This window comes from Streptomyces nigra, from assembly GCF_003074055.1.
Taxonomy (GTDB): Bacteria; Actinomycetota; Actinomycetes; order Streptomycetales; family Streptomycetaceae; genus Streptomyces; species Streptomyces nigra.
Window position 1 is genome coordinate 2,962,784 of record NZ_CP029043.1, and the last position, 13,762, is coordinate 2,976,545.

The 13,762-nt window shown below is 65.7% G+C and carries 6 protein-coding genes and 3 rRNA genes; 2 read left to right on the plus strand and 7 right to left on the minus strand.

What is annotated here, in order from left to right; all coding sequences use genetic code 11:
• Positions 1 to 65 precede the first annotated feature (65 nt).
• From rrf to DC008_RS13575, 4 genes are all read right to left on the minus strand, one after another.
• Positions 66 to 182, minus strand: a 5S ribosomal RNA gene (gene rrf / locus DC008_RS13555).
• Between the two features lie 85 nt (positions 183 to 267).
• Positions 268 to 3,391 (minus strand): 23S ribosomal RNA (locus tag DC008_RS13560).
• Positions 3,392 to 3,703: 312 nt separating this feature from the next.
• Positions 3,704 to 5,229: ribosomal RNA gene (locus tag DC008_RS13565) — 16S ribosomal RNA — on the minus strand.
• The 16S, 23S and 5S rRNA genes sit together here, the layout of an rRNA operon.
• 552 nt (positions 5,230 to 5,781) lie before the next feature.
• Positions 5,782 to 6,789, minus strand: coding sequence for a stage II sporulation protein M (locus DC008_RS13575; protein WP_108707200.1), 1,008 nt, complete (start codon positions 6,787 to 6,789; stop codon positions 5,782 to 5,784).
• Positions 6,790 to 6,918: 129 nt separating this feature from the next.
• On the opposite strand from DC008_RS13575, the gene DC008_RS13580 reads away from it, so the two are divergent.
• The gene (locus DC008_RS13580) at positions 6,919 to 7,863 is read left to right on the plus strand and encodes an RDD family protein (protein ID WP_108707201.1); all 945 of its coding nucleotides are present in this window, start codon (positions 6,919 to 6,921) and stop codon (positions 7,861 to 7,863) included.
• A gap of 28 nt (positions 7,864 to 7,891) precedes the next feature.
• Here the strand turns inward: DC008_RS13580 and DC008_RS13585 are convergent, their stop codons facing one another.
• Positions 7,892 to 8,506: a hypothetical protein gene (locus DC008_RS13585; RefSeq protein WP_108707202.1), complete on the minus strand. Its 615-nt coding sequence runs from the start codon at positions 8,504 to 8,506 to the stop codon at positions 7,892 to 7,894.
• A 196-nt stretch (positions 8,507 to 8,702) separates the two neighbouring features.
• Positions 8,703 to 10,160, minus strand: coding sequence for an adenosylhomocysteinase (ahcY, locus tag DC008_RS13590; RefSeq protein ID WP_108707203.1), 1,458 nt, complete (start codon positions 10,158 to 10,160; stop codon positions 8,703 to 8,705).
• 433 nt (positions 10,161 to 10,593) lie between these two features.
• Here ahcY and DC008_RS13600 point away from each other — a divergent pair, with 433 nt between their 5' ends.
• Complete coding sequence (locus DC008_RS13600) at positions 10,594 to 12,630, plus strand: fructose-specific PTS transporter subunit EIIC (RefSeq protein WP_279632326.1); 2,037 nt, start codon at positions 10,594 to 10,596, stop codon at positions 12,628 to 12,630.
• 65 nt (positions 12,631 to 12,695) lie between these two features.
• On the opposite strand, the gene DC008_RS13605 is transcribed toward DC008_RS13600, so the two are convergent.
• The gene (locus DC008_RS13605) at positions 12,696 to 13,676 is read right to left on the minus strand and encodes a cation diffusion facilitator family transporter (protein ID WP_108707206.1); all 981 of its coding nucleotides are present in this window, start codon (positions 13,674 to 13,676) and stop codon (positions 12,696 to 12,698) included.
• Positions 13,677 to 13,762: the final 86 nt, after the last annotated feature.

Below are 13,762 nucleotides of genomic sequence, written 5' to 3' on the forward strand. Positions count from 1 at the left end.
AAAACAAGGAACCGGAAATGCGGAAAGGGCCCACACCATAAGGTGTGAGCCCTTTCCCAAAAATTGTTCGGCGGTGTCCTACTCTCCCACAGGGTCCCCCCTGCAGTACCATCGGCGCTGTAAGGCTTAGCTTCCGGGTTCGGAATGTAACCGGGCGTTTCCCTCACGCTATGACCACCGAAACACTATGAAACTGTTCAACCGCACCATGTGTGGCACATGGGGTTGTTCGTGGTTTCAGAACCAACACAGTGGACGCGAGCAACTGAGGACAAGCCCTCGGCCTATTAGTACCGGTCACCTCCACACGTTACCGTGCTTCCAGATCCGGCCTATCAACCCAGTCGTCTACTGGGAGCCTTACCCCATCAAGTGGGTGGGAGTCCTCATCTCGAAGCAGGCTTCCCGCTTAGATGCTTTCAGCGGTTATCCCTCCCGAACGTAGCCAACCAGCCATGCCCTTGGCAGGACAACTGGCACACCAGAGGTTCGTCCGTCCCGGTCCTCTCGTACTAGGGACAGCCCTTCTCAAGACTCCTACGCGCACAGCGGATAGGGACCGAACTGTCTCACGACGTTCTAAACCCAGCTCGCGTACCGCTTTAATGGGCGAACAGCCCAACCCTTGGGACCGACTCCAGCCCCAGGATGCGACGAGCCGACATCGAGGTGCCAAACCATCCCGTCGATATGGACTCTTGGGGAAGATCAGCCTGTTATCCCCGGGGTACCTTTTATCCGTTGAGCGACGGCGCTTCCACAAGCCACCGCCGGATCACTAGTCCCGACTTTCGTCCCTGCTCGACCCGTCGGTCTCACAGTCAAGCTCCCTTGTGCACTTACACTCAACACCTGATTGCCAACCAGGCTGAGGGAACCTTTGGGCGCCTCCGTTACTCTTTAGGAGGCAACCGCCCCAGTTAAACTACCCATCAGACACTGTCCCTGATCCGGATCACGGACCCAGGTTAGACATCCAGCACGACCAGACTGGTATTTCAACGACGACTCCACCTGAACTGGCGTCCAAGCTTCACAGTCTCCCAGCTATCCTACACAAGCCGAACCGAACACCAATATCAAACTGTAGTAAAGGTCCCGGGGTCTTTCCGTCCTGCTGCGCGAAACGAGCATCTTTACTCGTAGTGCAATTTCACCGGGCCTATGGTTGAGACAGTCGAGAAGTCGTTACGCCATTCGTGCAGGTCGGAACTTACCCGACAAGGAATTTCGCTACCTTAGGATGGTTATAGTTACCACCGCCGTTTACTGGCGCTTAAGTTCTCAGCTTCGCCCGACCGAAATCGGACTAACCGGTCCCCTTAACGTTCCAGCACCGGGCAGGCGTCAGTCCGTATACATCGCCTTACGGCTTCGCACGGACCTGTGTTTTTAGTAAACAGTCGCTTCTCGCTGGTCTCTGCGGCCACCCCCAGCTCGAGGAGCAAGTCCTCTCACCGGATGTGGCCCCCCTTCTCCCGAAGTTACGGGGGCATTTTGCCGAGTTCCTTAACCATAGTTCACCCGAACGCCTCGGTATTCTCTACCTGACCACCTGAGTCGGTTTAGGGTACGGGCCGCCATGAAACTCGCTAGAGGCTTTTCTCGACAGCATAGGATCATCCACTTCACCACAATCGGCTCGGCATCAGGTCTCAGACTCAATGGTGTGCGGATTTGCCTACACACCGTCCTACACCCTTACCCCGGGACAACCACCGCCCGGGATGGACTACCTTCCTGCGTCACCCCATCACTCACCTACTACCAGCTCGGGTCACCGGCTCCACCACTCCGACCTCGTCCGAAGACTCAGCCGGCGGCTTCACGGGCTTAGCATCACTGGATTCGATGTTTGACGCTTCACAGCGGGTACCGGAATATCAACCGGTTATCCATCGACTACGCCTGTCGGCCTCGCCTTAGGTCCCGACTTACCCTGGGCAGATCAGCTTGACCCAGGAACCCTTAGTCAATCGGCGCAAACGTTTCTCACGTTTGTATCGCTACTCATGCCTGCATTCTCACTCGTGAACCGTCCACAACTACCTTCCGGTGCTGCTTCACCCGGCACACGACGCTCCCCTACCCATCACGATCCCCGTTGGGGGTACATATCGCAATGACACGACTTCGGCGGTACGCTTGAGCCCCGCTACATTGTCGGCGCGGAATCACTAGACCAGTGAGCTATTACGCACTCTTTCAAGGGTGGCTGCTTCTAAGCCAACCTCCTGGTTGTCTCTGCGACTCCACATCCTTTCCCACTTAGCGTACGCTTAGGGGCCTTAGTCGATGCTCTGGGCTGTTTCCCTCTCGACCATGGAGCTTATCCCCCACAGTCTCACTGCCGCGCTCTCACTTACCGGCATTCGGAGTTTGGCTAAGGTCAGTAACCCGGTAGGGCCCATCGCCTATCCAGTGCTCTACCTCCGGCAAGAAACACACGACGCTGCACCTAAATGCATTTCGGGGAGAACCAGCTATCACGGAGTTTGATTGGCCTTTCACCCCTAACCACAGGTCATCCCCCAGGTTTTCAACCCTGGTGGGTTCGGTCCTCCACGAAGTCTTACCTCCGCTTCAACCTGCCCATGGCTAGATCACTCCGCTTCGGGTCTTGAGCGCGCTACTGAATCGCCCTATTCGGACTCGCTTTCGCTACGGCTTCCCCACACGGGTTAACCTCGCAACACACCGCAAACTCGCAGGCTCATTCTTCAAAAGGCACGCAGTCACGAGGCAAGCACAAGTGCTCGCCCGACGCTCCCACGGCTTGTAGGCACACGGTTTCAGGTACTATTTCACTCCGCTCCCGCGGTACTTTTCACCATTCCCTCACGGTACTATCCGCTATCGGTCACCAGGGAATATTTAGGCTTAGCGGGTGGTCCCGCCAGATTCACACGGGATTTCTCGGGCCCCGTGCTACTTGGGTGTCTCTCAAACGAGCCGCTGACGTTTCGACTACGGGGGTCTTACCCTCTACGCCGGACCTTTCGCATGTCCTTCGCCTACATCAACGGTTTCTGACTCGTCTCATGGCCGGCAGACCATGAAAGAGAGATCCCACAACCCCGAATGCGCAACCCCTGCCGGGTCTCACACGCATACGGTTTGGCCTCATCCGGTTTCGCTCGCCACTACTCCCGGAATCACGGTTGTTTTCTCTTCCTGCGGGTACTGAGATGTTTCACTTCCCCGCGTTCCCTCCACACTGCCTATGTGTTCAGCAGCGGGTGACAGCCCATGACGACTGCCGGGTTTCCCCATTCGGAAACCCCCGGATCAAAGCCTGGTTGACGACTCCCCGGGGACTATCGTGGCCTCCCACGTCCTTCATCGGTTCCTGGTGCCAAGGCATCCACCGTGCGCCCTTAAAAACTTGGCCACAGATGCTCGCGTCCACTGTGCAGTTCTCAAACAACGACCAACCACCCATCACCCCAAGCCTTACGGCTCGAGTGCACTGGGGCCGGCACTGAAAGCGACCATACGGCCGTACCTTCAGACACCCAACAGCGTGCCCGACACAGTCAGTTGACCAGATCAGCGTTCCACGCCCCGAAGAGCAGTACTAGCGCCTGGTCCATCCTGGACCGTGCCGAGTAGTCAACGTTCCACCCATGAGCAACCAGCATCAGACATTCGCTGATGTACTGGCCTCTGAACCAGGCAAGCCTGGCTTAGAAGTGCTCCTTAGAAAGGAGGTGATCCAGCCGCACCTTCCGGTACGGCTACCTTGTTACGACTTCGTCCCAATCGCCAGTCCCACCTTCGACAGCTCCCTCCCACAAGGGGTTGGGCCACCGGCTTCGGGTGTTACCGACTTTCGTGACGTGACGGGCGGTGTGTACAAGGCCCGGGAACGTATTCACCGCAGCAATGCTGATCTGCGATTACTAGCGACTCCGACTTCATGGGGTCGAGTTGCAGACCCCAATCCGAACTGAGACCGGCTTTTTGAGATTCGCTCCACCTCGCGGTATCGCAGCTCATTGTACCGGCCATTGTAGCACGTGTGCAGCCCAAGACATAAGGGGCATGATGACTTGACGTCGTCCCCACCTTCCTCCGAGTTGACCCCGGCGGTCTCCCGTGAGTCCCCAGCACCACAAGGGCCTGCTGGCAACACGGGACAAGGGTTGCGCTCGTTGCGGGACTTAACCCAACATCTCACGACACGAGCTGACGACAGCCATGCACCACCTGTACACCGACCACAAGGGGGCGCCCATCTCTGGACGTTTCCGGTGTATGTCAAGCCTTGGTAAGGTTCTTCGCGTTGCGTCGAATTAAGCCACATGCTCCGCCGCTTGTGCGGGCCCCCGTCAATTCCTTTGAGTTTTAGCCTTGCGGCCGTACTCCCCAGGCGGGGCACTTAATGCGTTAGCTGCGGCACGGACAACGTGGAATGTTGCCCACACCTAGTGCCCACCGTTTACGGCGTGGACTACCAGGGTATCTAATCCTGTTCGCTCCCCACGCTTTCGCTCCTCAGCGTCAGTATCGGCCCAGAGATCCGCCTTCGCCACCGGTGTTCCTCCTGATATCTGCGCATTTCACCGCTACACCAGGAATTCCGATCTCCCCTACCGAACTCTAGCCTGCCCGTATCGACTGCAGACCCGGGGTTAAGCCCCGGGCTTTCACAACCGACGTGACAAGCCGCCTACGAGCTCTTTACGCCCAATAATTCCGGACAACGCTTGCGCCCTACGTATTACCGCGGCTGCTGGCACGTAGTTAGCCGGCGCTTCTTCTGCAGGTACCGTCACTTTCGCTTCTTCCCTGCTGAAAGAGGTTTACAACCCGAAGGCCGTCATCCCTCACGCGGCGTCGCTGCATCAGGCTTTCGCCCATTGTGCAATATTCCCCACTGCTGCCTCCCGTAGGAGTCTGGGCCGTGTCTCAGTCCCAGTGTGGCCGGTCGCCCTCTCAGGCCGGCTACCCGTCGTCGCCTTGGTGAGCCATTACCTCACCAACAAGCTGATAGGCCGCGGGCTCATCCTGCACCGCCGGAGCTTTCGAACCACTTGGATGCCCAAGTGGCTCAGTATCCGGTATTAGACCCCGTTTCCAGGGCTTGTCCCAGAGTGCAGGGCAGATTGCCCACGTGTTACTCACCCGTTCGCCACTAATCCCCACCGAAGTGGTTCATCGTTCGACTTGCATGTGTTAAGCACGCCGCCAGCGTTCGTCCTGAGCCAGGATCAAACTCTCCGTGAATGTTTACCCGTGATCGGGTGCACACATCACGAGAGCGGAACATCGGGAGGAATAATCCCGACGTTCACAGCGTCCTCGCTGTGTTTTTTCAAAGGAACCTCGCCCCAGCAGATGCTGGAGACGGGGTATCAACATATCTGGCGTTGACTTTTGGCACGCTGTTGAGTTCTCAAGGAACGGACGCTTCCTTTGTACTCACCCTCTCGGGCTTTCCTCCGGGCGCTTCCCTTCGGTCTTGCGTTTCCGACTCTATCAGATCTTTCCGATCCGATTTCCTCGGTGCTTTCCAGGTTCCCGCTTCCGCGTTTCCCTTTCCGGCGGTTCCGACTTTATCAGAAGTTTTGGGCCGAACTGACCGGCCGCTCTTTTCCGATTCATCGGGAGAGGCTTCTCGGGAATCGATGTTCCACTGAAGCAGATAGGTTCTCACCTGCCCGGTCGGACTGCGTCCGCCTCCAGGCAACTGTTCGAATCTACCTCCCCGCTCGCGCCGTGTCAACGGCTCTTGCGGGGCGAAGAGGAGACTAGCAGCTCAACAGGCCCGTACGCACATCAAGCGGCCGTCGGCACGGACGCGCTGCGCTCGGCCTGCTCGACATCACCCGTCTCGCCTTCACGCGCGGCGCGTCCGCCGACGACATAGACGTAGACGAGGAAGACCAGTTCGGCGAGGACGCCGATGATGATGCGGGCCCAGGTGGGCAGGCCCGAAGGGGTCACGAAGCCTTCGATGGCGCCGGACACGAAAAGGACCAGCGCCAGTCCTATCGCCATGCCGAGCGCGGCGCGGCCCTCCTCCGCCAGGGCGGAGCGTCGGGTGCGGGGGCCCGGGTCGATCAGGGTCCAGCCGAGGCGGAGGCCGGTGCCGGCGGCCACGAAGACCGCCGTCAGTTCGAGCAGGCCGTGCGGCAGGACCAGGCCGAGGAAGGTGTCCAGGCGTCCCGCCGATGACATCAGGCCGATGCCGACGCCGAGGTTGAGCATGTTCTGGAAGAGGATCCAAAGGACGGGCAGGCCGAGGAAGACACCGAGGATCAGGCAGAGCGCGGCCGCCCACGCGTTGTTCGTCCATACCTGGGCCGCGAACGACGCCGCCGGGTGGCTGGAGTAGTACGTCTCGTACTGGCCGCCGGGGCGGGTGAGCTCGCGCAGTTCGCTGGGCGCCGCGATGGTGGCCTGCACTTCCGGGTGGGTGCCGATCCACCAGCCCAGGAGGGCCGCCACCAGCGTGGACAGGAGCGCGGTCGGCATCCACCAGTGGCGGGAGCGGTAGACCGCGGCGGGGAAGCTGTGGGCGAAGAAGCGGGTCACGTCGCGCCATGACGCGCGCCGGGTGCCGGTCACCGCGCTGCGCGCGCGGGCCACGAGCTGGCTGAGGCGTCCGGTGAGCTGGGGGTCGGGGGCGCTGGACTGGATCAGGGACAGATGGGTGGCCGCGCGCTGGTAGAGGACGACGAGTTCGTCGGCTTCGGCACCCGTGAGGCGGCGTTGCCGGCCGAGCAGGGTGTCGAGGCGGTCCCACTCCGCGCGGTGGGCGGTGACGAAGACGTCGAGGTCCATCTGCTTTTCTGCTCCCCGGCTGTTCGTCGGCGGTTCCTGGTGGACGTCAGCTTGTCGTACTGCGGCGCGACGCGCCCTCAGCTTGGCAGACTGGCCACTCAAGGGGCAGGTCAGGGAAGGACGGTCGGCGTGAGTGAGCTCGTGACGGGCGAGGCGGTGGCGCTGGAGCTGCGTCCCGCGAAGCTGCCCAGCAGGGCCCTGGCCGTGCTGCTCGATCTGGCGGTGGCGGTGGTGGCGTACATCGTCGTGACGATCGCCGTGGTGGCGGCGACGGCGTCTCTGGACGAGGCGGCGCAGGCCGCTCTGTCGGTGGCATTGTTCGTGTTGCTGCTGGTCGGCGGGCCGATCGCGGTCGAGACGCTCAGTCATGGGCGTTCGCTGGGGAAGCTGGCCTGCGGGTTGCGGGTGGTGCGGGACGACGGGGGGCCGATCCGGTTCCGGCACGCCCTGGTGCGGGGGCTCATCGGGGTGATCGAGATCCTGCTGACGCTGGGCGTGGTCGCCGTCATCGCCTCGCTCGTCTCCGCGCGCGGGCGACGGCTCGGTGATGTGTTCGCCGGGACGCTCGTCGTACGGGAGCGGGTGCCGGAGGGGCGGACGGGGTTCGTGCCGCCTCCGCCGCCGTGGCTGGCGGGGCGGTTCTCGGCGCTGGATCTGTCGGCGGTGCCGGACGGGCTGTGGCTGGAAATCCGGCAGTACCTCACGCGGATGCGGTCGTTGGATCCGCAGGTGGGCTGGGGCATGGCGCAGCGGCTCGCGGCGGAGCTGGCGGCCCGGACGGGTGCGCCGGTGCCGCCGGGGGTCCCGCCCGCGCCGTATCTCGCGGCGGTCCTGCACGAGCGGCAGACGCGGGAGGCTCGCCGTGCCTTCGCCGCGGCGCCTCCGGCCGGCGACCGTCCGAGCACCGCTCCCGGCGCGATGCCCGCGCCCATGCCCCAGGGGGCCGCGCCCTATCGCCCCGAGCCCTCGGAGCCGTACCGCCCGGAGGCCTATCACCCGGAGCCGCAGGACCCGCCGCCCGTCGAGGATCGGTCCGGCTCGCGGCCGTCCACCGGCTTCGTGCCGCCCGCCTAGTCCGCCCGGTCCGGCTGGTCCCACTCGGTCAACTGAACGTCGACGGGGGTGAGTCCAGGTCCTCGAGCTCGATGCCGGGGGCCGCGAGGACCACGTCTCCGGCGATGTGCACCGTGTGCTGCTCGCCCGTGTCCAGGGCGGTGACCTGGTACTCGTCCACGGTCAGGGGCCCGTTGTCAGTGGCGTGTGTTTCGCTGTTCACCAGTGCCCAGGACTGGTCCACGGTGCGGGGGGCGAGGACCGGGTCCGTGAGGGCCACCAGGCGTACGCGGGTCGCGGAGGCGGAAGGGGTGAGGCGCAGCAGACGGGTGGTGGCGACGAGGAACGCGGGGGACGTCCCGGTGAAGGCGTGGGTCGGCACATTGCCTTCGGTGGCCTCGGCCCCCGTGGGGTCGGTGCGGACCCAGGTGACGCCGTCGAGGGCGGCGCCGCGCACCTGCCAGCCCCCGGCGTGGAGTTCCAGGCGGAGGGGGCGGCCGAGGGCGTCGAGGGTGAGGTCGACGGAGCCGGTGTCGTCGCCGGCGGGGGTGGTGCGCCGGGCGACGTAGCGCCAGCCGGAGGGGCCGGGGGCGCACTGGAAGTGTTCGTGGGCGAAGGGGGTGTGATCGTGCGGATCGAGGAGCGAATAGCGGCCGCGGGGCATCGGGGTCCTGGGGCTTGACGGGCGGTCCGGTCTCGCGAGCGGTCCGGTCGTGACGGGCTGGTCCGGCCGCGCGGGCCGAGGCCCGTACGCGCGAGGGGACGTACGGGCCAAAGGGGCAGGCCCCCGGCACGGGGGTGCGGGGGCCTGCCTCGATGGAACGCGGCTGCTGCTGCCGAGGGAGCGCGGGGCGCTCGGCTCAGTAGCGGTAGTGGTCCGGCTTGAAGGGGCCCTCGACCTCGACGCCGATGTAGGCGGCCTGCTCGGGGCGGAGCTTGGTGAGCTTCACGCCGAGCGCGTCCAGGTGGAGACGGGCGACCTTCTCGTCCAGGTGCTTGGGCAGCGTGTAGACGCCGGTCGGGTACTCGTCGGGCTTGGTGAACAGCTCGATCTGGGCCAGGGTCTGGTCCGCGAACGAGTTGGACATCACGAAGGACGGGTGACCGGTGGCGTTGCCCAGGTTCAGCAGGCGGCCCTCGGACAGCACGATGATCACCTTGCCGTCCGGGAAGGTCCAGGTGTGGACCTGCGGCTTGACCTCGTCCTTGACGATGCCGGGGACCTTGGCGAGGCCGGCCATGTCGATCTCGTTGTCGAAGTGGCCGATGTTGCCGACGATCGCCTGGTGCTTCATCTTGGCCATGTCCGAGGCCATGATGATGTCCTTGTTGCCGGTCGTGGTGATGAAGATGTCGGCCTTGTCGATGACCTCGTCGAGGGTCGTGACCTGGTAGCCGTCCATCGCCGCCTGCAGGGCGCAGATCGGGTCGATCTCGGTGACGATCACCCGGGCGCCCTGGCCGCGCAGGGACTCCGCGCAGCCCTTGCCGACGTCGCCGTAGCCGCAGACGACGGCGGTCTTGCCGCCGATGAGGACGTCGGTGGCGCGGTTGATGCCGTCGATGAGGGAGTGGCGGCAGCCGTACTTGTTGTCGAACTTCGACTTGGTGACCGCGTCGTTGACGTTGATCGCCGGGAACAGGAGGGCGCCGTCGCGCTGCATCTCGTACAGGCGGTGGACGCCGGTCGTGGTCTCCTCGGTCACGCCGCGGATCTCGGAGGCCAGCTGGGTCCACTTCTGCGAGCCGTCCGTGATGGTGCGGTGCAGGAGCTCGAGGATGACGCGGTGCTCGTCGGACTCGGCGGTGTCGACGTCCGGGACCTTGCCGTCCTTCTCGTACTCGACGCCCTTGTGGACGAGGAGGGTGGCGTCACCGCCGTCGTCGAGGATCATGTTCGGGCCGCCGGTGGGGCTGTCCGGCCAGGTCAGCGCCTGCTCGGTGCACCACCAGTACTCCTCCAGCGTCTCGCCCTTCCAGGCGAAGACCGGGATGCCCTGCGGGTTGTCGGGCGTGCCGTTCGGGCCGACGGCGATCGCGGCGGCGGCGTGGTCCTGGGTGGAGAAGATGTTGCAGGAGGCCCAGCGGACCTGGGCGCCGAGCGCGGCCAGCGTCTCGATGAGGACGGCGGTCTGCACGGTCATGTGCAGCGAGCCGGTGATGCGGGCGCCGGCCAGCGGCTGCGCCTCGGCGTACTCCTTGCGGATCGCCATCAGGCCGGGCATCTCGTGCTCGGCGAGGGTGATCTCCTTGCGGCCGAACTCGGCCAGGGAGAGGTCGGCGACCTTGAAGTCCTGTCGGTTGTCGACAGTCGTCATTACGGGCTGCTCCTCGGTATCGGGGCGAGGGTGGGTACGGCTGTTCTGCGCGGCGGCGGACACCGGGGTGCCCCGAAGAGGGCACAGGCATGCCCGCGTGCGCGCAGCGCAGTCGTCGGAGGCCCTCTCTCCCTCGGCCGGTCCGTGTCGGGACCGCCCGACCGCCATCAGCAGCGACGTCTGGCTCTCCTCCAAGCTACACCGGGATGCCCCGCAGTCCCCAGCCCGCCTCCGAACGGTTCGCGCCATCCCGGGGCGGCTGCGCGCAGCGGGTGAAGGCCTTGCGGAGGGCGGGGGCGGGACTTCGGCGAGGGGCGGCCGGCCCTTTGAGCCGGCCGTGCGGTGGTGCAGGATGCCCGGCAGACCGGGACCCAGACGGGCCCGCGCGGCACCCGGGACGGTGGGCGCGGGGCAGTGGCGTAAGGAGATCGACGTGACCAGTCCAGCCGGCCCTCCCCCCACGGGCGGCGGTGACGAGCAGCGGCGTGTGAGGTTGCTCGCGGTGACCGCCTGCCCGACCGGCATCGCGCACACGTATATGGCGGCCGAGAAGCTCTCCCAGGCCGCCGAGAGCCGCGGCATCGACATGAAGGTGGAGACGCAGGGCTCCATCGGGGCGGAGAACGTCCTCGACGACAACGATGTCAGGCAGGCGGACGGGGTGATCGTCGCCGCCGACAAGGACGTGGACCTGAGCCGTTTCGCCGGCAAGCGGGTCCTGACCGTGGGGGTGGCGGAGGGCATCCGGCACCCCGAGCGGCTGATCGAGCGGGTGCTGTCGGCACCCGTGCACACGGGCGGAGGCGCCCCCACCGCCCCCGCGTCCGGCGGCGGCAAGGAGCGGAGCGCCGGGTACAGGGCGCTGATGAACGGGGTCAGCTACATGATCCCGTTCGTCGTGGTCGGCGGGCTGCTGATCGCGATATCGCTGTCGCTGGGCGGGCACACGGACCCGTCGGGCGGCCTGGTCATCCCGAAGGACTCCTTCTGGATGGACGTGAACAACATCGGCGTCATCGGCTTCACACTGATGGTGCCGATCCTGTCCGGCTATATCGCCTATGCCATCGGCGACCGGCCCGCGCTCGTGCCGGGCATGATCGGCGGCTGGATCGCGAACACCGGGGAGCTGTACGACTCCAAGGCGGGGGCCGGGTTCATCGGGGCCATCGTGACCGGGTTCCTCGCCGGGTATCTGGTGCTGTGGATCAAGAAGGTCGAGGTCCCGAAGTTCGTGCAGCCGATCATGCCGATCATCGTGATCCCGATCGTGGCGACCACGGCGCTCGGGCTGTTCTTCATCTACGTCATCGGCCGGCCGATCTCCTGGGTGTTCGAGCACCTGACCGACTGGCTGGGCGGGATGACGGGGACCAGCGCGGTCCTGCTCGGCGCGATCCTGGGCCTGATGATCGCGTTCGACATGGGCGGGCCGGTCAACAAGACGGCGTTCCTGTTCGGCGCCGGGCTCATCGCGACCGGCAACCAGACGGTCATGGGCATGTGCGCGACCGCGATCCCGGTCATGCCGCTGGGCCAGGGCCTGGCGACGCTGCTGCGCAGGCGGCTGTACTCCGAGCAGGAGCGGGAGACGGGGTTCGCCGCGCTGTTCATGGGGTGCTTCGGCATCTCCGAGGGCGCGATCCCGTTCGCGGCGGCCCGACCGGCGCAGGTCATCCCGGCCAACATGCTGGGCGGCGCGGTCGCCGGTGCGATCGCCGGGGTCGCCGGTGTCGAGGACGCGGTGCCGCACGGCGGGCCGATCGTGGCCGTGCTGGGCGCGGTGAGCGGGGTGCCGATGTTCTTCGTGGCCGTGGTGATCGGTTCGGTCGTGACCGCGCTGACGACGGTCGCCCTCGTCGACGTGAGCCGGCGGCGCGGTGCGCCGGCCCTCGCCGGGGCGGGTGCGGCCGTGTCGGAGCCCGTGCCGGTCGGAGCGGGGGTCGGTGGGGCCATGGAATCGGCGAAGTCGGTGGCCGGCGTCGGGTCGTCCGGGGAGGCCGGGGAGGCCGGGGAGGTGCTGTCCGGGCATCTGACCGAGCGGACCGTGCGGGTGCGGCTGGAAGCCGTGGACAAGGAGGCCGCGATCCGGGAGATGGCCGGCCTGCTGGCGCGCGGCGGCCGGGTCGTGGACGCGGACGAGCTGGTGGCGGCTGCGCTGCGGCGGGAGGAGCAGGGCACGACCGGGCTCGGGGAGGAGATCGCGATCCCGCACGCCAAGACGGACGCGGTGAGCGCGCCGGTCGTCGGGTTCGCGCGGTCCGACGAGGGCGTCGAGTGGGACTCCCCGGACGGGACGAAGGCCCGGCTGGTGTTCATGATCGCCGTACCGGAGGCGGCCGCCGGGGACGAGCATCTGCGGATCCTGTCACTGCTGTCGCGCAGGCTGATGGACGCGGGGTTCCGGGAGCGGCTGCTGGCCGCGCCGGACGAGGCGGCCGTCGTGGAGGTGCTGCGCGAGGTCGGTTAGCAGGGGATCACGTGCCGAGGGGCCCGCCGGAAGTGCTCCGGCGGGCCCCTCGGGGTGAGCGGGTGTCAGTGGGCGGGGTCGTGCTGGGTGGGGCCGCCCGGGGTGGCCTCGGGGTCGGCGCCCTTGGCCGCCTCGGCCTCGCTGTAGATGTCGGGCTCGAGGTAGATCACACGGGCGATCGGCACGGCGTCGCGGATGCGGCCCTCGGCGGCGTTGATCGCGCCGGCGATCTCGGCGGCCGTGTCGTCGTGCTGGACGGCGATCTTGGCGGCGACGAGCAGCTCCTCGGGGCCGAGGTGGAGCGTACGCATGTGGATGATGCCGGTGACGGTGTCGCCGTCGACGATCGCGGCCTCGATCCGCTTGGTCTCCTCGGTGCCTGCGGACTCGCCGAGCAGCAGCGACTTCGTCTCGATGGCGAGGACGACCGCGATCAGGACGAGCAGGACGCCGATGCAGATGGTGCCGACGCCGTCCCAGACGCCGTCGCCGGTGAGCAGGGCGAGGCCGACGCCGCCGAGGGCCAGGATCAGACCGACCAGCGCGCCGAGGTCCTCGAGGAGGACGACGGGCAGCTCCGGGGCCTTGGCGTGGCGGATGAACTCCTTCCAGGACTTCTTGCCGCGCAGGGTGTTGGACTCCTTGATGGCGGTCCGGAAGGAGAAGCTCTCGGCGATGATCGCGAAGACGAGGACGCCGACCGGCCAGTACCAGTGGTCGATCTCGTGGGGGTGCTTGATCTTCTCGTAGCCCTCGTAGAGGGCGAACATGCCGCCGACCGAGAACAGGATGATCGAGACGAGGAAGGCGTAGATGTAGCGCTCGCGGCCGTAGCCGAAGGGGTGTTGCGGGGTCGCCTCGCGTTGGGCCTTCTTGCCGCCGACCAGCAGCAGGGCCTGGTTGCCGGAGTCGGCGAGCGAGTGCACCGATTCGGCGAGCATCGAGGACGAGCCGCTGAACAGGAACGCCACGAACTTCGATACCGCGATTGCGAGGTTGGCGGCGAGTGCCGCCACGATCGCCTTGGTCCCGCCTGACGCGCTCATGTGTCGCGTTGTCCCTTCACCTTCGGAGCCTTCGTACGTACGACGGCCGGGCCTCGTCGGCGGGGGCGCGCGACCCCCGTCCGGCT

Coding starts and splice junctions, on each gene's coding strand:
- ahcY (WP_108707203.1), bottom strand. CDS start 10,160: ATGACGACTGTCGACAACCGACAGGACTTCAAGGTCGCCGACCTCTCC.
- DC008_RS13575 (WP_108707200.1), bottom strand. CDS start 6,789: ATGGACCTCGACGTCTTCGTCACCGCCCACCGCGCGGAGTGGGACCGC.
- DC008_RS13585 (WP_108707202.1), bottom strand. CDS start 8,506: ATGCCCCGCGGCCGCTATTCGCTCCTCGATCCGCACGATCACACCCCC.
- DC008_RS13605 (WP_108707206.1), bottom strand. CDS start 13,676: ATGAGCGCGTCAGGCGGGACCAAGGCGATCGTGGCGGCACTCGCCGCC.